This is a genomic window from Glycomyces tarimensis (assembly GCF_054776215.1).
This window is the reverse complement of the sequence record NZ_BAAHCB010000023.1, coordinates 13,155-34,611: the sequence shown is the minus strand read 5'-3', so window position 1 is coordinate 34,611 and position 21,457 is coordinate 13,155. Positions and strand designations below refer to the sequence as shown.

Genomic DNA, 21,457 nt, shown 5'->3' with positions numbered 1-21,457 from the left:
AGCCTCACGATGTCACTCCTCTGTCTGCGTTTGTGTTCCGCGTACGACATGGCGCTGGTCGTGCCTGGTGAACGGGGACCATCGGCGGCGCTGCGGCGGGGCTGCGGCGCCCTCGCCAGCGGCGGCCGCGGCGGTGTTCACCGAGTCGATCTCGACCGCGACTTTGTCGATCATCTCCAACAACAGTTGTGAGATCTCACCAGGGTACTCGAGGTGGGGTGAATGGGCCGCCTCGGCTATGAGCACGAAACGGGACCCGGGGATGGCGTCGGCGAGCCGCCGCGAATGCTGCGGCGGCGTCAACAGGTCGCAATCCCCCACCGTGACGAGCACCGGGATGTCCTTGAACTGCGACAATCCCGCCGTCTCGTCGTGGTCGAGGATAGCGCGCACGTACCCGACCACGCTCTGCACGGGAGTGTGACGGTTCATGCGCTCGCACAGGCTGACCAGGGACGGCGGCGGATCGACGTGCCCGAAGGCGTTGCGTCGGGCGAGCAGCCACCCGATGTCGGCCGACAGCACCCGGGCCCGGTCGATCAGCTGCGGCGTCCAGCCGGTGATCTGCTGGAGCATCGGCAGGACGGTGCGGCGCATGCGCCGCAGCGCCCGCATCGGCTTGGTCTCGATGGTGTCGAGCCCGGCGGGGCTGGTCGACAGGAACGCGACGCCCTTCACTCGCTCGCGGAAGAGCTCGGGTTCGACCCGTGAGAACGCCTGGATCGTCATGCCGCCCATGGAGTGGCCGACGAGGACGAGGGGGCCCTTCGGGGCGACGGTCCGGACGACGTCGTGGAGCGTCTGGGCGAGGTCGTCGATGGAGTACTCGGTGCGCGGCAGCGGCCCCGAGCGGCCGTGGCCGGGCTGGTCGTAGAACACCGCACGCAGCGAGGAGCCTTCGTCGATGGCTCGGGCGATCGCCTTGCGCTGGAAGTAGAACGTGGCCTGGTCGTGGAGGTAGCCGTGGGCGAACACGATCGTCAGGTCCGCGTCCTCGGGACCGACGGTCTCCACGTGCACCGGGACGCCGTCGTGGCTGATGACGGTGCGCACCGAGTTCGTCGGCGGCAGCTCGAACGGTTCGTGCGCGTACGGGTCGCTCGGCGCCGATCGGGCGCGCCGGGCGAGGTAGCGGGGGACGCCGACGGCGATCGCGGCACCGGCGGCGACGCCCCCGGCGACGCCGCCGGCGATGGCGAGCCGGCGCAGCCCGGCTTGGCGGTTCACTCGGTCCCCCGGTTCCAATAGCGAGGCACGCGCGCGCCGATACCGGTGAGGATCTCGTTGGGGATCGTCCCGTCCCACGCCGACCAGTCGTCGGCGTCCGGGTGGTGGTCGCCCGCGCCGATGAGCACCACCGGTTCGCCGGGCCTGACGGTGTCGTCGCCGAGGTCGACCACGAACTGGTCCATGCAGATCCGGCCGAGGACCTGGCGGCGGCGCCCGGCCAGGTAGACCTCGGCGCGCCCGGAGGCGGCGCGCGGGATGCCGTCGGCGTAGCCCAGCGGCACGAGCGCGACGTTGGCGTCGCGCTCCAGGTGGTAGGTGTGGCCGTAGGAGATGCCGGTGCCTGCCGGGAGGCGCTTGACGGCGACGACCTGGCTGCGCAGCTCCATCACCGGTTTGAGGTCGACGGCGCGGTTCGGCACCGGGTTGTAGCCGTAGAGGGCGATGCCCGGTCTGACGAGGTCGTAGTGCGTCTCGGGGTCGGCGATGAGCGCGGCCGAGTTGGCGAGGTGGCGGACCGGCGGTTCGAGCCCGGCGGCGGCCACGACGGCGAGGAAGCGTTCGAACGCGGCTTTCTGCTCGGCGTTGGCCGGGTGGTCGACCTCGTCGGCGCAGGCCAGATGGCTCCAGGCGCCGACGACCTCGACACTCCCGGCGGCCTGGTGCTTCGCGGCGGCCTCGGCGAAGGCCTCCCAGTCGGCCTCGGCGACCCCGCCTCGGGAGATGCCGGTGTCGCCCTTGAGGTGGAGGCGCGCGACGGCGCCGGCGCGTTCGGCCGCCGCGGCCACGGCGGTGAGCTGGGCGAGCGAGGAGATGCCGAGCTCGGCGCCGACCTCGATCGCCTCGGTCAATCCGGGCTGCTCGGGCGCGTAGAGGAACGCCAGGACCGGCACGTCGCCCAGATCCGGCAGGCGGCGCAGACGCCATGCCTCGCGAAGCGTCGCGACACCGAGGCGCGCGGCTCCGGCCTCGACGCTGACGCGCGAGGCCGGGACCACGCCGTGCCCGTAGGCGTCGGCCTTGACCATCGCCATCAGGGGCGATGCGGTCAGGGCCGCGAGCGTCTCGACGTTGTGCGCCAGACGCCGCCAATCCATGCTCGCCTTCGCCAGCCCCGACATATCGCCGGATACCGGCTCAGACACGATGCGGTAGTTGTCAATCGCCACGCTTCAAGGTTACGTGCCCGATCGGGGGACCTCGGTGAGCATGGACCCGATCGGGCGCGGATACCGCTACGCGAGCTCGCCGCGGACGATCTTGGCGGCCTCGACGAGGTTCGCCAGTGCCGGGCGTACCTCCTCGTACCGGCGGGTCTTCAGCCCGCAGTCGGGATTGGCCCACAGCCGCTTCGGGTCGACCGCGGCGACGGCGAGGCGGAGCGATTCGGCCATCTCCCCGACCGAGGGCACGCGCGGGGAGTGGATGTCCCACACGCCCGGTCCCACCCCGCGCCGGTAGTCGGCGCGGTCGAGGTCGGCCAGGACCTCCATCTTCGAGCGCGAGGCCTCGATCGAGGTCACGTCGGCGTCGAGGTCCGCGATCGCGTCGATGACCTCGCCGAACTCCGAGTAGCACAGGTGCGTGTGGATCGACGTCTCCGGCTTCACGCCGGAGGTCGCGATGCGGAACGCGCGCGTCGCCCACCGCTGGTACTCCTCGCGCCGTTCCCGGCGCAGCGGCAGCAGCTCGCGCAGAGCCGGTTCGTCGACCTGGATGATCGAGGTCCCGGCCGCCTCGAGGTCGGCGACCTCGTCGCGCAGCGCGAGCGCCACCTGCTCGGCCGTGTCGGCCAGCGGCTGGTCGTCGCGCACGAACGACCAGGCCAGGATCGTCACCGGGCCGGTGAGCATGCCCTTGACCGGCTTGTCGGTGAGCGACTGGGCGTAGGAGATCCACTCGACGGTCATCGGCTCGGGCCGGGCCACGTCGGCGTAGAGGATCGGCGGGCGCACGCACCGCGAGCCGTACGACTGGACCCAGCCGGCGGCCGTGGTCGCGAAGCCGGTGAGCTGCTCGGCGAAGTACTGGACCATGTCGTTGCGCTCGGGCTCGCCGTGGACGAACACGTCGAGGCCGAGTTTTTCCTGCTCGGCGATGACGGCCGCGATCTCGGCGCGCATCCGGGCGTTGTAGTCGGTCGCGATCATCAGGCCGCGCCGGTGGGCGGCGCGGGCCTTGCGCAGTTCGGCGGTCTGGGGGAACGAGCCGATCGTGGTGGTCGGCAGGGGCGGCAGCTCAGGCTGGGCGGCGGCCCGCTCGGCGTAGTCGACGCGCCGGTCGGCACCGGCTGGGAGCGCGGCGAGCCGGGAGCGGACGGTCTCGTCGCACCACTCATCGGGGGCCGGCGGTCGCTGGAGGCGCGGCGCTGCCGCGTCGGCGAGGCTCGCGACCTCGCGCAGCTTCTGGCGCGCGAAGGCGAGCCGCTCCTTGAGCGACGCCGGCAGCTCCGTCTCGGCATCGAGGTCGACCGGGACGTGCAGGAGCGAGCACGAGCCGGTGACGCCGAGCCGGTCGGTGACGCGGTGCAGCCGTTCGAGGTCGGCTGCGGCCGCGAGCAGGTCGGTGCGCCAGATGTTGCGCCCGTCGACCACCCCGGCGAGGATCGATGTTTCACGTGAAACGTTCAGGGACTCAATGGCTTCGATATCCCTCCGGCCCCGGACGAGATCGAGCGCGATGCCCTGGACGCCCGAATCGAGCAGCACCGGCAGCGATTCGCCAAACGGCCCGTAGCCGCCCGTGACGAGCACCTTGGCGACCGCGGTCAGCCGTTCGTAGGCCGAGCGCACCGCCTCGAGCTCGGCCGCCGTGCGATCGGCGCATAGCGCCGGCTCGTCGAGCTGGACCCACCCGGCGCCGGCCCCGACCAGCGTGGACAGCAACTGCTCGTAGACGCCGGTCAGCTCCTCGATCCGCTCCAGCGGATCGAACCCTGCCGGGGCGTCGCCGGAGGCCTTGGCCAGCAGCAGGAACGAGACGGGGCCGAGCAGCACCGGCCGGGCGTCGAGCCCGCGCAGGCGCGCCTCGTCGAACTCGCCGAGCGCCTTCTCGGGCCGGGCCCGGAAGGCGGTCTCGGGGCCGATCTCGGGGACGAGGTAGTGGTAGTTGGTGTCGAACCACTTCGTCATCTCCAGCGGCACGGCCTCGTCGTCACCCCTCGCGGCGGCGAAGTACGCGGCCGTCTCGCTCTCGCGTCGGTGCCGAGGCGCGAGCGCGTCGACCGCCACGATCGTGTCGAGCACGTGGTCGTACAGCGAGAACACGTTGACGGGCACCGAGTCCAGGCCCGCCGAGGCGAGATCGTCGAGCATCTGGGAGCGGATCGCGGCGGCGGCCGCGTCCAGACCGGCGGCGTCGAGCCGGCCGGACCAGTGGGCCTCGACGGCGCGTTTGAGCTCCCGGTTCGCGCCGATGCGGGGGTAGCCGAGCACGGTGGCGTGCACGGCCTTCTTCTCATCGTTCATGTGTCAGTTCCCTCGAACTTGCGACAGCGTGGACCGCGCGGACGCGGTACGTCGGCAGGTATTCGGACTCGCGGGCTCGCCCGGCTTTCACCAGGCGCCTACCGGCCGCCGCTTCCCAGGCTTCCATCCGCTCCTCCTTCGAGTGCGGATCGCGGCCAAGTGCTCATGACGGCTTTCGTTCCCGCTCACCGCTGCGGGGCAGTCCTGGACTCGCACCAGGTTCCCTCTTAGCCGGGCCAGCGTGCCGCTGTCCCGGAACCGGCGTCGCCTTCGATGGTACGGCCGCACCCGCGCTCGGCGGACATTCGACCGCCGTGAAGGTGCGTGTGCGCCACGGTTCCCAGTGGACGGGATCGGTATCGTCACGCGGGAACGAGCACCGGGAGGACATCATGAGCACTCGACCCGTCGCCGTCGTCACGGGGGCCAGCAGCGGCATCGGCGCCGCATCGGCGAAGGCACTGGCCGCCGCCGGATACGAGGTGGTGCTCGGCGCGAGACGCACCGACCGCCTGGCCGAGGTCGCCGCCGACTGCGGCGGGACGGCGCTGCCGCTCGACGTCACCGACGACGCCTCCGTCGCCGCGTTCCACGCCGAGATCGACCGCTGCGACCTGCTGGTGAACAACGCGGGCGGCGCGTTCGGCCTCGACACGGTCGCCACCGCCGACCTCGACGCCTGGCAGCGCATGTACGACACCAACGTCCTGGGCACCGTCCGCGTCACCAAGGCGCTGCTGCCGCTGCTGATCGACTCCGGCGACGGCCAGGTCATCACGATCGGCTCGATCGCGGCCCGCGTGCCCTACCACGGCGGGGCCGGCTACAACGCCGCCAAGCACGGCGAGGCCGCGCTCACCCGCGTCCTGCGCATCGAGCTGCTCGGCCAACCGGTGCGGGTGTGCGAGATCGACCCGGGCATGGTCGAGACCGAGTTCAGCCTGGTCCGCTTCGAGGGCGACCAGGAGAAGGCCGACGCCGTCTACGCCGGCATGACCCCGCTGAGCGCCGAGGACATCGCCGAGGCCGTCGCGTGGGTCGCGACCCGGCCGGCGCACGTCAACGTCGACCAGATCACGATGATGCCGCGCGACCAGATCGGCCCCGGCCAGGTCCACCGCCGCGAGTGACTACTCGACGAGCGTCACCTCCGGCGAACGCCACTGCTCCCAGTGGTCGGGGTTCGCCTCGTCGCCGAGAGCCTTGAGCACGCGGATCTCCATACGCCACCGGCCCGGCACGAGCTCGACCTCCTCGTCCGCGGAGGTGCCGCCGAGTTCGACGACGACGGTGTCGTCGGGTCCGGGCGATCGCGGCAGGAACTCCTCGCGGTCCCACTCGAAGACCTCGCCGGTGTCGACGTGCTCCAGGGCGACCTCCATGGCGGCCGCCTGGTGCCCCAGGTAGACCAGCGCCGAGGGCAGCGGGCCTTGAGCGATGCTGAACGTCTCGCCCTCCTCGAGGTCGCGGTAGTCGACCGCGCCCGTCTCGGGGTCCCCCTTGAGCGCGACGGCCAGCTTCGGGTAGTCCGGGTGCTCGAGCACCGGGATGTCGAGGTAGTCGCCCATGTAGCCGGAGTAGGCGGCGGCGAGCGGCGAGCCGCCGTCGTCGGGCTTGGCGACGATCCGGCCGCCGAAGACGCTGCCCTCGGGCAGCTCCGCGTTCGGCGTGACGGTGACCGTCACCGTCGCGCTCTGGCCCCCGAACAGCTCGACCGTCTTCGGTTCGAACGTCACCGCGGACTTCGCGACGTCGAATCCGGGCCGGCGGATGTCGCCGGTGGTCGCGATCGCCGCCTGGTGGTGCAGCCGGTAGGTCTCCCAGCTCGGCGACTCGGAGCTCAGCTCCAGTTCGAACGTGCGCGGCCCGGTGCCGTCGCCGGTGTTGACGCCGCTGGGGGAGAGCGCGCCCTCGGCGCCGAGCGCGCGCATGACGTCGACGACGCCGGTGCCCTGCCGGTGCGCCGCCTCCAGGAAGTCCAGGTCCGGGTTCTCGCCCCACTTGACGGGCCTGGCCGTGTTCGTCAGACGCAGGCGCACGTCGCCCGGTTCGAAGTCGGGCCGGGCCTGGAGCAGCAGCGCGGCGGCCCCGGCGACGTGCGGCGCGGACATCGAGGTGCCCGAGAGCGACTTGTAGGAGCCCTCGTCGACCGGGACGGTCGACCAGATGCCGCCGCCGGGCGCGGCCACGTCGGGCTTGAACGCCAAGTCCGGCGCGGGCCCGTAGGAGCTGAACGCGGAGGCGAGCCCGCCCCGGGGCAGTTCGACCCGGACGGTGCCGCCGGTGAACTCGATGGTCGGCGCCGCACCGATCTCGGTCAGGTCGCGCAGGTCCTCGCCGTCGGCCTCGGTGATGCCGATGAGCGGCGCGCCGAGGTCTTCGGCGCCGGAGCCGCCGAAGGGGCCCGCCCGGTCGTTGTGGATCACGACGGCGGTCGCGCCCTCGGCGACGGCCCGCTCGTACTTCGCTTTGAAGGTGCATTCACCGCGCACGACGAGCGCGGTCTTGCCCTCGACGTCGTTTTCGGACGCGTCGTCCTCGCAGGCGCGGCCGAGCCAGACGACCGGGTCGGTGACCTGGCCCGGTTCGGGCTCGGGCGCATCGCCGATGGCCTTGTAGCCGATGCGCCGTTCGAGGCCCTCGACGCGGGCGGCGCTCATGCGCTCGGCGGGGTTGTCGGTGGAGGCCACGCCGATGACGTCGGCGCCGACGCCCGGCGCGGAGGAGGAGTAGACGCCGAACTCGCCCGAGTTGCCGATGGAGGCGACGACCACGACGCCCTGCTCGGTGAGCGCGTCGGCGGCCTCGGCGGTCGGGTAGCCGGGCCACTGGAACGCCTGGCCCAGTGAGAGGTTGACGACGTCCATACCGTCTTCAAAGCTCGCTTCGAGCGCCTGCATGATGACTTCGGCGCTGGTGGAACCCTCGCAGCCGAAGACCTTGTAGGCGCCGAACTCGACACCCGGTGCGGCGCCGGTGACCTCGCCGTCGGCGCCGACGATCCCGGCGACGTGGGTGCCGTGGCCGCCGCAGTCGGCCGGGTCGTCGTCGGGCTTGGGCTCGTCGTGCTCGGGGTCGTCGGAGTCGAAGTCGTCGCCGACGAAGTCGGTGCCGGTGACGACGCGGCAGCCGGGCCCGAAGCAGCCGCCGAGGTCCGGGTGCGTGTAGTCGATGCCGGTGTCGATGACGCCGACCTTGACGCCGGAGCCGTCGATGCCGCGCTCGTGCGCGTCGACGGCGTTGGTGGTCTCGGTGGCGAGCGCCAGTTCGGCCTCGCGGTCGGGGCCGGCCGGACCGGAGAAGGCGACGTCGGCCCACACCCCGTCGACCACGTCGAGCGATTCGAGCCGGCGGGCGGTCGCGGCGTCGGCGCCCACCGAGACGCCGTTCCAGATTTGCTCGAAGTCGTGGCGGATCTCGAAGTCGAGCCCCGAGGCGGTCGCTTCCAGGGCCGAGGCGGGAACGCCGGGGTCGAGTTCGACGAGCCAGACCTCCTCGGGCCCGTCGGCGTGCGCGGCGCCGACGGTGAGCAGCGGCAGCAGGAGCGCGGCGGCGACGAACGGCAGGGAGCGGTGGCCCGGCATCTGGGGTCCTCTCTGAGCGACTGGTAGGACACTGATCTTCGGACACGCGCGGCGGCGATCACCGGATCTCAGGGCACGGCGTGTCGCCGCTGCCGCTCAGAGGACGAGCAGGTGCGCGATCCCGAACCCGGCGAGGCCGGCGGCGAGCCCGCCGCCGAGGTTCGCCCCGACGTTGGCGAGCGCGTGGTGCCGGCGGCCGTCCTCGATCAGGCGCAGCGTCTCGTACGAGAGCGTGGAGTAGGTGGTGAGCGTCCCGCAGAAGCCGATGGTGAGCAGCGCGGTCAGCTCGTGGTCGGCGATCGTGACCGTGAGGAAGACGGCCAGACCGGAGCCGACGACGTTGACGACGAGGGTGCCCCAGGGCAGGTGGCGGCCCGCGTAGTGGGCGATGATCAGGTCGGTCAGGAAGCGTGCGGGCGCGCCGATCGCAGCGCCGACGGCGATGAGCAGCAGCGTCACCGGGACTCCCTCGGCCGGTGGCGGCGGCGCGTCAGGAGCCGGCGAGTGCCGTACATGCCCGCGGCGGCGGCCAGGAGCGCGGCGGTCATGGTGGCGAACGCGTAGGTGACCGCGAGCAGGGCCGCGCCCGCGTCCACGGTCTGCCCGATGTCGACGATGTAGGTGGAGAAGGTCGTGAAGCCGCCGAGGACGCCGACGCCGAGGAAGGGCCTGACGAGCCTGGTGCCCGGCACGACGTCGGTGACGACGACCATGAGGACGCCGATGAGGAGGCCGCCGAGGACGTTGGCGGCGAACGTGGCGACGTTGAACGCGCCCGGGTCGCTGGGGAAGGCGACGGCGAGGCCGTACCGGGCGAGCGCGCCGATCGCGCCACCGGCCGCGACGGCGAGCAGCGCCGACCGGGGCGTGGCCCGCAGGACGTGGCTCAGGCGGGGCTGGTGTGTTCCGGGCACGGATCGAATGTAGCGGTATGGAGTCGCTCACCGAAGCTTGCGCGAGGGTCTTCAAATTTGTAGCGTTGGTGCGCGATGAGCTACACCGTTACGAACCAGCATCTGACACGCAGGCGTCACCTCGACTTCTGCCGCGTGTCGACCGTCCTGTGTCGTTAGCTCGATCGACCTCACCGGCGGGCTCGCCGACGTATCGCTTCTCGGCTGGAGGGGCCCACTCCAGCGCATCCCACCTTGACGGCAGCAGCGCCGTGCGCGCCGTGCTGCCCGCCCGAAACATCGAGGTATCTCATGTCGAAACCCACCACCGAAGTTCGGCGTAAACGGAAGTTCCCGTTCGCGGCCCAGTTGCTCGTCGGCCTCGTGCTCGGCCTCGCGCTGGGTTACGTCGCCCGTGAATGGTCCATCGCCTGGCTCGGCACCGGTCTGGACACCGTCGGTTCGCTGTTCGTGCAACTATTGTTCCTGGTGGTGCCGTTCCTGGTGTTCACCGCGATCGTCGCCGCCATCGCGAACCTGCGAAACCTGGCGAACGCCGGGAGGCTCGTCGCCAGGACCCTCGGCTGGTTCGCCGCGACGTCCCTGATCGCCGTGGTCATCGGCCTGACGATCGGACTCACCACGAACCCCGGCAACGGCGTCACCCTGGACGCCGACGCGGCGGCCCCCGAGACCACCGGGTCCTGGACGGACTTCCTGACCGGCATCATCCCGACGAACGCGGTCGACGCGTTCGTGAACGTCAACGTCCTGCAGATCGTCTTCATCGCGATCGTGGTCGGCGCGGCGGCGGCGAAGATCGGCGACAAGGCCGAGCCCTTCTTGAAGTTCAACGCCTCGGCGCTGGCGCTGATCCAGAAGGCGCTGTGGTGGGTCATCCGCTTGGCGCCCATCGGCACCGCCGCGCTCATCGGCAAGGCGGTCTACTCCTACGGCTGGGACCTGCTGGCGCCGTTCGCGGTGTTCAGCGCCGACATCTACGTCGGTGCGCTGCTGGTGATGCTCGTGGTCTACCCGATCCTGCTGCGCTTCGTCGCGAAGGTCTCGCCGTTGCAGTTCCTGCGGAAGGCGTGGCCGGCGATCCAGTTCGCGTTCGTCTCGCGCTCCTCGGTCGGCACGCTGCCGATGGCGCAGCGGATCGTCATCGAGCGCCTCGGGGTGAGCCGCGACTACGCCGCGTTCGCCTCGCCGTTCGGTGCGACAACCAAGATGGACGGTTGCGCCGCGGTCTACCCGGCCATCGCCGCGATCTTCGTCGCACAGGTCTACGGAATCGAGCTGGCGGTCCAGGACTACTTCCTGATCGCGTTCGTGTCGGTCATCGGCTCGGCGGCCACCGCCGGACTCACCGGTGCGACGGTGATGCTGACGCTGACCCTGTCGACGCTGGGCCTGCCGCTCGAAGGCGTGGGCCTGCTGCTGGCGATCGACCCGATCATGGACATGATCCGCACCGCCACGAACGTGGCCGGACAGATGACCGTCCCGGTGCTGGTCGCCAAGTCCGAAGGGCTGCTCGACCGAGAGGTGTACGACGCCGCGCCGCGTCCGCTGGACGAGGAACCCGAGGTCGTGGAACCGGAGGAAGAGGCGAAGCCGCTCAAGCCGGAGCTGCAGCCCGCAACCTAAAGACCTTGTTCTCTCCCAAGGCGAGGGGTCGGCCCATGCGGGCCGGCCTCTCGCGCCGTTGAGCCCCGAACCGCGAATGAGCGGTCCGCTATTCGTCGAACAACTCGGCCGCGCTGCCCACAGAATGGCCTCGCATCAGCCAGCGCTAGAGAACGTCAGCATCGGTACATTCGGAGACACGCTGCCTTTCTTCTTCACTGATCGGCACACCACGTTCGTCCAGGAACGCGAATATTGCATCAGCGATGGTCTCGGCGACGGCCTCGCGGCGGATCTCGGAGGCGTATCGGTACGACATGGTCTTCATTATCTTCCTCCAGGTTTGTTTGGCGCGATTCTTTGCCGAGACCACCTTCGGTGAACTCGGCCCAGTAGGCGGCCGTTGCAGGTTCAAGCGAGTCCAGCGCGTCGGCCAGCGGCCGCAGCGCCTTCTCGATGTCCGGGTCCGGGCGGTGGGTGAGCGCGGCGAACACGGTGACTACCACGTCCTCGGCCGCCGCCTCGGGTTCGGTGATGAACGGCATGTTGTCCGGTCCGCACACGAACGGAAGCAAACGCATGGACGGCCGCTGCGGAGGGCCGAGCGTGAGCGGTCCCCGTGCCCAGCGCGTTGTCGCTTCTTTTGGCGTGATCACCAGCAGCGTGGTCGGCAGCTCGTACTTGTTCTCCAGGAAACTCAAGTAGTGCCGCGGAAGATGAGATGCAGCGCTTCATGGGGGATCTTCGCCATGTCATGAGATTACGAAGCGGCATATCTGGTCCGGAAGATTGCGACTTCGTGTCACTTGTCGCGTTTCTGGCACCTCTTGTCGCACCATGGCTTCCGCTACATGACCTCACTGATCGCTCGCCACGAAAAGCATTGGTGCGGAGGTCCACCGACACCGATACTGTGGCGATGTCATTCGCGCCCCTCCCCGAAGCCATTCGTCAGAACGTCCTCGACTGGCACGGCGACCGGGGCCGCCGCTGGCTCGACACCCTCCCCTCCACGGTCACCCGCCTCACCGCGTCCTGGGACCTGCGACCCGCCGAGGCGCCTTTCGCAGGCGGTTCGACCGCATATGTGCTGCCACTCGACCGGGCCGACGGAACCCCCGCCGTCCTCAAGGTCGACCTCCTGGACGAGGAGACCCAGTCCGAGCCGACCGCCCTGCTCACCTACGACGGCGACGGTGCGGTGCGTCTTCTCGAATACGATCCGGACTCGGGCGCGCTGCTGCTCGAACGCGCCCGACCCGGCACCGCGCTGCTCGACCACGAGTTCCCGGGCCTGAGCGAACGAGCGGCCGCGCGGAAACGCTTCGCCATCGCCTGCGACCTCTTCCGGCGGCTCTGGCGCGCCCCGGCCCCCGCCGCCGGTTACCCCGAGCTCCCGACCGCCGCCGACCTCCTCAAGCGCTGGGCGGAGTGGTTCGACACGGCCGCAGCGCAATCAACCCCGGAGGTCGCGAAAGACGTCGCGCTCGGCGTTGAACTCTGCTCCGCGCTGGCCGACGCGGACGAACTCGGGGTTGCCAACCGCGACAACCATTTGAGCAATGTCGTCACAGCGGATCGGGAGCCGTGGCTGCTGATCGACCCCAAACCGGTGCTGGCCGAACGCGCCTTCGATGGCGCGTATTTCCTCTTCAAACAACAGTTCCACGGCCCTTTGGGCGGTACTGAGCTACTGCATGCCGTGTCCGACGGGCTCGGCGCGGATCTCGAACGCGTGCGGGCCTGGGGCACGTTGTGGACGATCGCGCAGATCACAGGAACCGCGAGCGTCGACGATCGGTCCGCTTATGCCGACGTACTCCGGGCGATCGAGCGCGCCTGAGCCGAGAAGCGATGCCATTGGCATGGGGGCCTCATCTCCAAGCGCCACGACGTTCTTGCCTGGTAGGCCTCAATTTGGGTGGCGTCGAATGCGTCGTCGCCGTGCGCTTAGCCACATTGTCCTGTGTAATTCACGGATGACCGCGTGGTGCGGTCGACATAGGAGTGATAAGCACACACCCGGCTCGCACCGCCGCCGATTCCGGACCGACGAACGTCCCGCAGATGAGCCCTACCGGTTCTCGCGCCTCCGCGAAGACGCCTGGGACCGCTGGCTGATCGACTACGAACTCCTCGTCCACGCCCACCAGACCACCAACAGCGCGCCCGAACGAGTGCCCCGAGGCTGTGGACCACCTTCACCGGCATCGAGCCCGCTGAGGTATGTCAAGGACCGTCGACGACGCTCCTTGACACACCTCGACCATGACACCGTTCCGTGTGGTTTCGGGACAGAGCGCATCGGCGTCTCCCGCGTCAGTGCCCGCCGCTACCTCGAACACCTCTGTGATCGCGGCAAGGCCGACGTCGCCCTGAACTACTCGGGCAGGGGCCGGCCCGAACGCCGCTACCGCTGGCAGTGACCCCTACCCGGCTCGTACCTTGAACGGGCCGTTCCCCTACGCCGGTTTGCGCGCGGCGAGCCGCTCGATCATGCCCTTCTTGAACCGGTCGTGTTCCTCGAGCGGGAGCCCGGCGGCCTCGACGTGGCGCAGCGGTCGGCGCCGGAAGTGCTCGCCTTCGAACGGCACGGAGCCGAGCTCGATCAGGCGCTGCGCCGCGCGCAACCACAGGGGGCCGCCGATGACGTGGTCCGCGAGGAGGAGTCGACCGCCGGGGCGCAGGACGCGCACCATTTCCGCCACGCCTTCGGCGTCGTCGGGCACGCCGCACAGCGAGAACGTGCAGGTGACGGTGTCGAAGGAGGCGTCGTCGAATTCGAGCCGCTGGGCGTCGCCGACGCGCAGTTCGGCGTCGATGCCGAGCGTGCGGGCCCGCCGTCTGGCGATGTCGAGCATGCGCGGGCTCAGATCAATGCCGGTGAGCCGCAGGCCCTTCGGATAGTGCTCCAGGTTGAGGCCGGTGCCGATCGCGACCTCCAGGGTCCGCCCGGAGGCGCGGCCGGCGATCCAGGCGCGGGTGTCCTCGAACAGCTTGCGTTCGGCCCACGACATGGAGCGGTCGTAGCTGTCGGCGCGCTTATCCCAGATCCGCCGCAGATCATCGAGAGTCTTGACCGGTGACATGGGTACGAACCTACCCCGCTCCACATGGGCGGCGGCAGACGTTTCCGCGCTGCCCGACGACCAGTGCCACCGCCGAAGCCGGCGGAATAAGACGCCCCGGTTCCCATGCGGGAGCCGGGGCGTCTCGGTGTGCAGTGGCGCTACTGCGGGGCGACGGTCCAGGAACCGTCCGCGTTGATGACAACGAGGCCAGGTCCGGCGCCGACCGGCTGCTCGCCTTCGTAGGCGCCGATCTCGTTGATGAGCAGCGGCATCTCGAAGTCGGCGTCGGTGTAGTAGCTGACGGCGAAGTTGGATTCGCCATCGTGAGTGACGCCCCACGTTGCCGCGTCGCCTTCGTAACGGAAGACGCCATCGCCGGTCCCGGACCCGGGCAGTTCCGCGGCCTCGCCGAACGGGGCGAGTGTCATGGCCCAGGAGCCGTCGGCGGAGACTTCGAGGCGCGCCGGCTCGTTTCCGAGGTCGATCAGGCCCAGCGCGGTCACGCCTTCGTAGGAACCGATGGTGTTGACCAAGAGGTCGCCTGTGGATTCGTTGTTCTCGTCCAGCGCGGACACGGCGAAGTTCGCGCTACCGTCGTGAGTGAGGGTCACCATCGCGTCGGTGGCGCCTTCGGGCAACTCGACCACGTCGTCGCCTGTGCCTGAGAACTCGGCGACCTCGAACGTCGGGTACGCCTCGGTGAAGTAGTCGCCGCTCTCCTCCGCTGCTGCGTCGTCGCCGGAGGAGCCGGCGTCATCGCCGCCTGGGCCGGAGCACGCGAGGGCGAGGACGGCGGCGACGCCGAGCGCCCACCAGCGGGCATTGCGAGGGATTCGGGGGTGATTGGACATGGTGTCCTTTCATTCGTGGTTGCTGGGCGGGACCCCTCGTACACGCCGCGTTCGCGCCGAGGGTTGCGCTCGCGTTCCCAAGCGTCCACAGTCCACCCTTTCGAGTGACACAGGAACCGGCTCTTCCAACCGGCGGTTACGAAAGCGGGGCTGCCTGAAGGGACCGCCCGTTCGCGTCGCTGTCGGTCGCCGACGGGCCGACGGGCCGACGGGCCGACGTGAAGACACTCGAGGCGGCGGTGGCTCACGACTCGGCCTCGATCAGGTCAGACGTCGATGCCGAGCTGTTCCCGGTCAGGGGGAGGTGGCCACGCGCTCAGCGCGGCGCGGAAGCCGGCACTCGGGGTGGCGGCCAATTGCCGTGGACGACGAATCGACAACGCCGGGCATGCGCCCGGCGTTGTGCTGTCTGACGACGGCGCTTGATGCCGCTAAGCCGCCACGCGGTCGAGAAAGGGTGGAGCCAAGGGGAATCGAACCCCTAACCTCCTGCTTGCAAAGCAGGTGCTCTGCCAATTGAGCTATAGCCCCGGTACCCCGCGAGGGGGTATTGCGCACCGTACGAGTATCCCCGCCGTGCTCATCGCATCAGCGAGGATACCCGGAGCGCAGTGAGTTGGCTAACGCCTTTCGCTAGCGCACGTCTTCCGCGGAGGTGGTGGCCTCGTGCCACAGGGTGCGCTCGTCGTTGATCGACTTGACTTTCCTGGCGACCACTACGGCGACCGTCGCGACACCCGCGACGACCAACAGCTTCTTCCACATGTATCCAGGCCCCCTATTTACCAGAGTTTGCACGTATCGCGATGTCCAGTTCGACATCGCACGGTGCGACTCAGCATAGCGAACACTGCTCCGGCCGGGCCTGCGGCCGCGCGCGGGACGCCTCAGATGAGGATCTCGGGCGTGTCGGCAGAGTCCCGGCCGAGGTCGAAGCGGGTCTCGGCGGTACTCAACGGCCCTTCGATCTGTGATCCCGGCCACTGGGCATGAAAAAACCCGCCGTCTCGCGGCGGGTTACTGGTGGGCGTACCAAGACTCGAACTTGGGACCTCAGAGTTATCAGCTCTGCGCTCTAACCACCTGAGCTATACGCCCTCGTCAGGTGTGGATGTCGCCTGTTCGGCAACGCTGAGAAAGGTTACCCCACCAGGGAAAGCCGTGCCAAGCGGGGGCCTGGGCGAAGGGACCGGCGTCACTGGCATCTCCCCTCACCGGCGCCGGCCGCGTGCGGCCGGCGCCGAACGAGCAAACGGCCCGCGGACCTGTGCGGGTCCACGGGCCGTCCCTCAGCTCGTCAGTCACGCTCGGCGAGGGTGACCTCGACGCCGCCGACCAAGTCGGCGCACACGTTGTAGATGAACGACCCCAGGGTGGCCAGCGCCGTGAACAGCACCATGTTCACCACGCCGAGCAGCGCGGCCGCACCGATGACGCCCTTCGCGGTGATCCGGAAGTTGTCCGCTTCGACGCCGGTGTCGCTGTTGGTGCCCATGAGCATCGCCAGCATGTCGTTGACGGTGTCGAACACGCCCATCGCGTCCAGCGCTACGTACAGCACCGTGGTGGCGACGACCATCACGATGAACAGCACGATCGACACCGCGAACGAGAACTTCATGACCGACCACGGGTCGATGCGTTTCAACCGCAGCCTGGCCCGGCGCGGGCCGCGGGCCGCGGCCTGCGACACGGCGGCCCTGGCCGCGCGGACCGCGTCGGCGACGCGCGCGGAACTGGCCACACCGGCGTTCGCGGCCGGTGCGGGCTGCACGCCCGGCATCGACTCCGGTGTCACCGGCGGCGGGGTCATACCCGGCGGGCGGCGGATCGTGAGGGTCTTGTCCTGATCGGCCTCGGACGAGTCCGAAGACGGCGACTCGCCGGAGGGCGATTCGCTGTCATCCGTCTTCGCCTGCTCGGCCGGATCAGGCGCGCCCTCGACGTCCTCGCGCTCCGTATCCGCAGCGGTAGCCTTCGCTTCGGTCATCTACTCGTCCTGCCCATCATCGGGTTCTTCGGCGCTCTTGGTGATGGCGAGCAGCGATACCTCGTCGGGCAGGTCGATCAGCTTGACGCCCATCGTGTTGCGGTCCGTGGTTCTGCGGACCGGCTTCGCCGGTGTCCTGATGACGCCTCCTTCCGAGGTGATCGCGAACAGCTCGTCGTCCGGCGTCACGGACAGCGCCCCCACCAAATCGCCGCGTCGTTCCGTGATCTTCGCTGTCAAGACGCCCTTGCCTCCGCGGCCCTGCTGCGGGTATGCCTCGACCGGAGTCCGTTTGGCATATCCGCGGCTGGTGGCCACGAGGATGTCCATATTATCGCGCAGCACGATCATGGTGAGCAATTCGTCGTCCCCGACGAACCGCATCCCGATGACACCGCTGGTGGCGCGCCCCATCGGGCGCAGCGACTCGTCCGAAGCCTGGAATCGGATCGACTGGGCCTTGCGGGAGACCAGCAGCAGATCGTCGTTCGGTTCGATGAGCGCCGCGCCGACGAGTTCGTCGCCGTCACGCAGGTTGATGCCGACGATACCGCCCGTGCGAGGCGAGTCGAAGTCGGACAGCTTGCTCTTCTTGACCAGGCCGTCCCGGGTGGCCAGCACCAGGTACGGCGCGGCCTCGTAGGACTGGAGCTGGATGGCTTGGGCGATCGTCTCGTCCGGCTGGAAGGCCAGGACGTTCGCCACGTGCTGGCCGCGCGCGGTGCGGCTCGCCTCGGGCAGCTCGTAGGCCTTCGCCCGGTAGACGCGACCCTTGTTCGTGAAGAACAGGATCCAGTCGTGCGTGGTGCATACGAAGAAGTGGCTGACGATGTCGTCCTGCTTGAGCTGCGCGCCCTGGACGCCCTTGCCGCCGCGCTTCTGCGAGCGGAAGGAGTCGGTCTTGGTGCGCTTGACGTAGCCGCCATGCGTGATGGTGACCACGATGTCTTCGCGGGCGATCAGGTCCTCCATGGACACCTCGCCGGCGTCGGGCATGATCTGCGTGCGCCGCTCGTCGCCCCAGCGCTGCACCACGTGGGCGAGCTCGTCGCGGACGATCGCGCGCTGGCGCTCGGGCCTGGCGAGGATGTCCTCGAAGTCGGCGATCTTGGTCTCGATCTCGACCAGCTCGTCGATGATGCGCTGCCGCTCCAGGGCGGCCAGACGCCGCAGCTGCATGTCGAGGATCGCGGTCGCCTGGATCTCGTCGACCTCGAGCAGGTTCATCAGGCCCGCCTTCGACTCCTCGGCCGAGGGCGCGCGCCGGATGAGCGCGATCGTCTCGTCGAGCAGGTCGAGGGCCTTGGCCAGACCGCGCAGGATGTGGGCGCGTTCCTCGGCCTTGCGCAGGCGGTAGCGGGTGCGCCGCTGGATGACGTCGATCTGGTGGGCGACGTAGAAGCGGACCATCTGCGCGATGTTCAGGGTCTTCGGGACGCCGTCGACCAGGGCCAGCATGTTGGCGCCGAACGTCTCCTGCAGCTGGGTGTGCTTGTACAGGTTGTTGAGCACGACCTTCGGGACGGCGTCGCGCTTGAGCACGATGACGATCCGCATGCCGGTGCGGCCGGACGACTCGTCGCGGATGTCGGCGATGCCGGTGAGCTTGCCGTCCTTGACGAGCTCCGCGATCCTTTCGGCGAGGTTGTCCGGGTTGACCTGGTAGGGCAGCTGGGTGACGACGAGGCAGGCGCGGCCCTTGGAGTCCTCCTCGACCTCGACGACGGCGCGCATCTTGATCGATCCGCGGCCGGTGCGGTAGGCGTCCTCGATGGCCTGGCGGCCCAGGATCGTCGCGCCGGTGGGGAAGTCCGGGCCGGTGATGATGCCGAGCAGGGCCTCCAGGGCCTCTTCCTCGGTGGACTCGGGGTGGTCGAGGCACCAGCCGACGGCCTCGGCGACCTCGCGCAGGTTGTGCGGCGGGATCTTGGTGGCCATGCCGACCGCGATGCCCTCGGAGCCGTTGATGAGCAGGTTCGGGATCCTCGAGGGCAGGATCATCGGCTCGGTGGTCTTGCCGTCGTAGTTCGGCTCGAAGTCGACCGACTCCTCGTCGATGTCCCGCAGCATCTCCATGGCGAGCGGGTCGAGCCGGCATTCGGTGTACCGCATCGCGGCGGCCGGGTCGTTGCCCGGCGAGCCGAAGTTGCCCTGGCCGTCGATGAGCGGGTACCGCAGGCTCCAGTGCTGGGCCATGCGCACGAGCGAGTCGTAGATGGCCGAGTCGCCGTGCGGGTGGTACTGGCCCATGACGTCGCCGATGACGCGGGAGCACTTGACGTAGCCCCGGTCGGAGCGGTAGCCGCCGTCGTACATGCCGTAGAGGATCTTGCGGTGGACCGGTTTGAGCCCGTCGCGGACGTCCGGCAGGGCGCGTCCGACGATGACGCTCATGGCGTAGTCGAGGTAGGAGCGCGACATCTCCACTTCGATGCCGACCGGATCGATGCGGCCGTGGGTCTCCGGTAGGTCCAGCTGGTCTCGGTTGTTCTCAGGCACCAGTGCTTCCTTGCTCTGTAAGGCGGATCGTGAACGAGCGGGCCGTCATGAGATGCCCAGGCTAGATGTCCAGGAACCGGACGTCCTTGGCGTTCTCCTGGATGAAGCGACGGCGGCTCTCCACGTCCTCACCCATGAGGACGCTGAAGAGCTCGTCGGCGGTTGCCGCGTCGTCGAGCTGAACTTGCAGGAGGTTGCGCCGCTCCGGATCCATGGTGGTCTCCCACAGCTCGGTGTAGTTCATCTCGCCCAGACCCTTGTACCGCTGGACGCCGTCCGAGCGACGCGGGTCGGGCTTGCCCTGGGCGACGCCCTCCTCGATGAGTCGGTCGCGCTCGGCGTCCGAGTAGGCGTAGGAGACCAGGTCGCCCTTCTTGTTCCACTTGATCTTGTACAGCGGCGGCTGGCTCATGTACACGTGGCCGAGCTCGACGAGCGGGCGCATGAACCGGAACAGGAGCGTCAGCAGCAGCGTGTTGATGTGGTGGCCGTCGACGTCGGCGTCGGACATCAGGATGACCTTGTGGTACCTGAGCCGCTCGATGTCGAACTCCTCGTGGATGCCGGTGCCCAAGGCGGTGATCATGCCCTGGACCTCGTTGTTCTTGAGGATCTTGTCGAGTCGGGCCTTCTCCACGTTGAGGATCTTGCCGCGGATCGGCATGATCGCCTGCGTGCGCGGGTTGCGCCCCTGCTTGGCCGAGCCGCCCGCGGAGTCGCCCTCGACGACGAACATCTCGCACTCTTCGGGGTTGGTCGACTGGCAGTCGGCCAGCTTGCCGGGCATGGAGGACGTCTCGAGGAGGCTCTTGCGGCGGGCCAGTTTGCGCGCCTGCTGCGCGGCCTTGCGGGCCTGCGCCGCCGAGGAGGCCTTCTGGACGATGATCCGGGCTTCCTTGGGGTGGCGGTCGAGCCAGTCGGGAAGCCACTCGTTGCACACGCGCTGGACGAAGCCCCGGACCTCGGTGTTGCCGAGCTTGGTCTTCGTCTGGCCCTCGAACTGCGGCTCGCGCAGCTTGACGGAGATGATCGCGGCCAGGCCCTCGCGGATGTCGTCGCCGGAGAGGCGGTCCTTCTCGCTCTTGATGATCTTCTTCTCGAGGCCGTACTTGTTGATCGCGTTGGTCAGCGCCGAGCGGAAGCCCTCTTCGTGGGTGCCGCCCTCGTGCGTGTTGATGGTGTTCGCGAACGTGTAGACCGACTCGCCGTAGGACTCGTTCCACTGCATCGCGACCTCGATGGCCTGCTCCGACTCCTCGGCGGCGAAGGCGACCACCGTCGGGTGGATCGAGTTCTTGGAGGCGTTGAGGTGGCGCACGAAGTCGGCGATGCCCTCGTCGTACTTGAAGGTGACCTCTTTGACCGAGCCGTCCTCTTGGAGGTGCTCGGCCCGCTCGTCGCGCAGGGTGATGGCCAGGCCCTTGTTGAGGAAGGCCATCTCCTGGAGGCGCCGGTAGATGGTCTTGTAGTCGAATTCGAGCGTCTCGAAGATCTCGCCGTCGGGCCAGAAGCTGAGAATGGTGCCGGACTCCTCAGCCGGCTCGCCCTTCTCGAGCGGGCCGGGCTGGGCGTTCTTGTAGAACTGGCGCCACACGTGCCCGTCGCGGCGGATCTCGACCGACAGCTGCGTGGACAGGGCGTTGACGACCGAGACGCCGACGCCGTGGAGGCCGCCGGAGACCGCGTAGGTCTGGGAGTCGAACTTGCCGCCCGCGTGCAGCACGGTGAGCGCGACCTCGACGCCCGGCTTCTTCAGCTTCGGGTGGAGGTCGACGGGGAAGCCGCGGCCGTTGTCGGTGACGCGGACGCCGCCGTCCGCGAGGAGGGTGACGTCGATGTCCGTGCAGTACCCGGCGAGGGCCTCGTCGACGGAGTTGTCGACCACTTCCTGGATGAGGTGGTGCAGGCCCCGCTCACCGGTCGAGCCGATGTACATGCCCGGGCGCTTCCTGACCGCCTCGAGGCCTTCGAGGACTGTCAGCGAACTGGCGCTGTACTCGTCCTGCTTCTTCGCCGCCACCGGCAACTCCTTCTGTCGTCGTTCACGGTCAGTGAGAAAGCTAGTCCGCGGGTGTGACACTTTCGACCGTCTCGGCCCAAGTGCCCGCCTTCGCCGCGACCCCCGCCGGGCGTACCCGCGGCCCGCGCGCCTCACCAAGATGAAACGGCCGGAGCTCAGCACGCCCGACCGCAACCATCCCTCAAGTCTACTGCGATCTCGCCCTGAATTTCCTCTCTCTGCGGCG

16 protein-coding genes, 2 tRNA genes, 1 pseudogene and 1 riboswitch are annotated in these 21,457 nt (G+C 69.1%); of the genes and pseudogenes, 4 read left to right on the top strand and 15 right to left on the bottom strand.

Annotated elements, in window-relative coordinates; translation table 11 throughout:
- Positions 1–12: 12 nt before the first annotated feature.
- The 3 genes from ACYVK3_RS18775 to metE all read right to left on the bottom strand — a co-directional run bounded on the left by ACYVK3_RS18775 (position 13) and on the right by metE (position 4,694).
- Entirely contained in the window at positions 13–1,227 is a 1,215-nt protein-coding gene (locus ACYVK3_RS18775) for an alpha/beta fold hydrolase (protein WP_460498864.1), read from the bottom strand.
- Entirely contained in the window at positions 1,224–2,348 is a 1,125-nt protein-coding gene (gene alr / locus ACYVK3_RS18770) for an alanine racemase (protein ID WP_460498953.1), read from the bottom strand. Before alr ends, ACYVK3_RS18775 begins: the two co-directional genes overlap by 4 nt.
- 114 nt (positions 2,349–2,462) lie before the next feature.
- Positions 2,463–4,694, bottom strand: coding sequence for a 5-methyltetrahydropteroyltriglutamate--homocysteine S-methyltransferase (gene metE, locus ACYVK3_RS18765; RefSeq protein WP_460498863.1), 2,232 nt, complete (start codon positions 4,692–4,694; stop codon positions 2,463–2,465).
- Between the two features lie 36 nt (positions 4,695–4,730).
- Positions 4,731–4,972: riboswitch (cobalamin riboswitch) on the bottom strand.
- 114 nt (positions 4,973–5,086) lie between these two features.
- Here metE and ACYVK3_RS18760 point away from each other — a divergent pair.
- The gene (locus ACYVK3_RS18760; RefSeq protein WP_460498862.1) at positions 5,087–5,824 is read left to right on the top strand and encodes an SDR family NAD(P)-dependent oxidoreductase; all 738 of its coding nucleotides are present in this window, start codon (positions 5,087–5,089) and stop codon (positions 5,822–5,824) included.
- Here ACYVK3_RS18760 and ACYVK3_RS18755 read toward each other — a convergent pair whose 3' ends face one another.
- The 3 genes from ACYVK3_RS18755 to ACYVK3_RS18745 form a co-directional block, all read right to left on the bottom strand.
- On the bottom strand, positions 5,825–8,278 hold the full coding sequence (locus ACYVK3_RS18755; protein ID WP_460498861.1) for a S8/S53 family peptidase: 2,454 nt from the start codon (positions 8,276–8,278) through the stop codon (positions 5,825–5,827).
- A 96-nt stretch (positions 8,279–8,374) separates the two neighbouring features.
- Entirely contained in the window at positions 8,375–8,737 is a 363-nt protein-coding gene (locus tag ACYVK3_RS18750; RefSeq protein ID WP_460498860.1) for a fluoride efflux transporter FluC, read from the bottom strand.
- Positions 8,734–9,192, bottom strand: a complete 459-nt coding sequence (locus tag ACYVK3_RS18745; RefSeq protein ID WP_460498859.1) for a fluoride efflux transporter FluC — start codon at positions 9,190–9,192, stop codon at positions 8,734–8,736. The genes ACYVK3_RS18750 and ACYVK3_RS18745 overlap by 4 nt, the downstream gene beginning before the upstream one ends.
- Before the next feature lie 291 nt (positions 9,193–9,483).
- Between ACYVK3_RS18745 and ACYVK3_RS18740 the strand changes: the two genes are divergently transcribed.
- Positions 9,484–10,821 carry a dicarboxylate/amino acid:cation symporter gene (locus ACYVK3_RS18740; RefSeq protein ID WP_460498858.1) on the top strand — a complete coding sequence of 446 codons (1,338 nt, stop codon included), beginning with the start codon at positions 9,484–9,486 and terminating at the stop codon, positions 10,819–10,821.
- A 239-nt stretch (positions 10,822–11,060) separates the two neighbouring features.
- Here the strand turns inward: ACYVK3_RS18740 and ACYVK3_RS18735 are convergent, their stop codons facing one another.
- A complete protein-coding gene (locus tag ACYVK3_RS18735; protein WP_460498857.1) occupies positions 11,061–11,501 on the bottom strand; it encodes a hypothetical protein in 441 nt (146 codons plus the stop codon).
- Between the two features lie 20 nt (positions 11,502–11,521).
- Between ACYVK3_RS18735 and ACYVK3_RS18730 the strand changes: the two genes are divergently transcribed.
- Positions 11,522–12,643, top strand: coding sequence for an aminoglycoside phosphotransferase family protein (locus ACYVK3_RS18730; RefSeq protein ID WP_460498856.1), 1,122 nt, complete (start codon positions 11,522–11,524; stop codon positions 12,641–12,643).
- Positions 12,644–13,052: 409 nt separating this feature from the next.
- Positions 13,053–13,226 carry a hypothetical protein gene (locus ACYVK3_RS18725; protein ID WP_460498855.1) on the top strand — a complete coding sequence of 58 codons (174 nt, stop codon included), beginning with the start codon at positions 13,053–13,055 and terminating at the stop codon, positions 13,224–13,226.
- A 36-nt stretch (positions 13,227–13,262) separates the two neighbouring features.
- Here ACYVK3_RS18725 and ACYVK3_RS18720 read toward each other — a convergent pair whose 3' ends face one another.
- From ACYVK3_RS18720 to gyrB, 8 genes and pseudogenes are all read right to left on the bottom strand, one after another.
- Entirely contained in the window at positions 13,263–13,889 is a 627-nt protein-coding gene (locus ACYVK3_RS18720) for a class I SAM-dependent methyltransferase (protein WP_460498854.1), read from the bottom strand.
- A gap of 140 nt (positions 13,890–14,029) precedes the next feature.
- Positions 14,030–14,722 carry a hypothetical protein gene (locus ACYVK3_RS18715; RefSeq protein WP_460498853.1) on the bottom strand — a complete coding sequence of 231 codons (693 nt, stop codon included), beginning with the start codon at positions 14,720–14,722 and terminating at the stop codon, positions 14,030–14,032.
- A 458-nt stretch (positions 14,723–15,180) separates the two neighbouring features.
- Positions 15,181–15,253 (bottom strand) — tRNA-Ala (locus tag ACYVK3_RS18710).
- 102 nt (positions 15,254–15,355) lie between these two features.
- Positions 15,356–15,487, bottom strand: coding sequence for a DLW-39 family protein (locus tag ACYVK3_RS18705; protein WP_460498852.1), 132 nt, complete (start codon positions 15,485–15,487; stop codon positions 15,356–15,358).
- A gap of 256 nt (positions 15,488–15,743) precedes the next feature.
- Positions 15,744–15,820: transfer RNA gene (locus tag ACYVK3_RS18700), tRNA-Ile, on the bottom strand.
- Positions 15,821–16,019: 199 nt separating this feature from the next.
- Positions 16,020–16,457 (bottom strand): annotated as a pseudogene (locus ACYVK3_RS18695) (DUF3566 domain-containing protein); the annotation flags it as partial.
- Positions 16,458–16,712: 255 nt separating this feature from the next.
- The gene (gene gyrA / locus ACYVK3_RS18690; protein ID WP_460498952.1) at positions 16,713–19,133 is read right to left on the bottom strand and encodes a DNA gyrase subunit A; all 2,421 of its coding nucleotides are present in this window, start codon (positions 19,131–19,133) and stop codon (positions 16,713–16,715) included.
- 139 nt (positions 19,134–19,272) lie between these two features.
- Positions 19,273–21,231, bottom strand: coding sequence for a DNA topoisomerase subunit B (gene gyrB, locus ACYVK3_RS18685; protein ID WP_460498851.1), 1,959 nt, complete (start codon positions 21,229–21,231; stop codon positions 19,273–19,275).
- Positions 21,232–21,457 lie beyond the last annotated feature (226 nt).

Excerpts from the sequence above, each read along its gene's own strand:
- alr (WP_460498953.1), bottom strand. The coding sequence starts at position 2,348 with ATGTCGGGGCTGGCGAAGGCGAGCATGGATTGGCGGCGTCTGGCGCAC.
- metE (WP_460498863.1), bottom strand. The coding sequence starts at position 4,694 with ATGAACGATGAGAAGAAGGCCGTGCACGCCACCGTGCTCGGCTACCCC.
- ACYVK3_RS18760 (WP_460498862.1), top strand. The coding sequence starts at position 5,087 with ATGAGCACTCGACCCGTCGCCGTCGTCACGGGGGCCAGCAGCGGCATC.
- ACYVK3_RS18755 (WP_460498861.1), bottom strand. The coding sequence starts at position 8,278 with ATGCCGGGCCACCGCTCCCTGCCGTTCGTCGCCGCCGCGCTCCTGCTG.
- ACYVK3_RS18740 (WP_460498858.1), top strand. The coding sequence starts at position 9,484 with ATGTCGAAACCCACCACCGAAGTTCGGCGTAAACGGAAGTTCCCGTTC.
- ACYVK3_RS18730 (WP_460498856.1), top strand. The coding sequence starts at position 11,522 with ATGCAGCGCTTCATGGGGGATCTTCGCCATGTCATGAGATTACGAAGC.
- ACYVK3_RS18720 (WP_460498854.1), bottom strand. The coding sequence starts at position 13,889 with ATGTCACCGGTCAAGACTCTCGATGATCTGCGGCGGATCTGGGATAAG.
- ACYVK3_RS18715 (WP_460498853.1), bottom strand. The coding sequence starts at position 14,722 with ATGTCCAATCACCCCCGAATCCCTCGCAATGCCCGCTGGTGGGCGCTC.
- ACYVK3_RS18705 (WP_460498852.1), bottom strand. The coding sequence starts at position 15,487 with ATGTGGAAGAAGCTGTTGGTCGTCGCGGGTGTCGCGACGGTCGCCGTA.
- gyrA (WP_460498952.1), bottom strand. The coding sequence starts at position 19,133 with ATGTCGCGCTCCTACCTCGACTACGCCATGAGCGTCATCGTCGGACGC.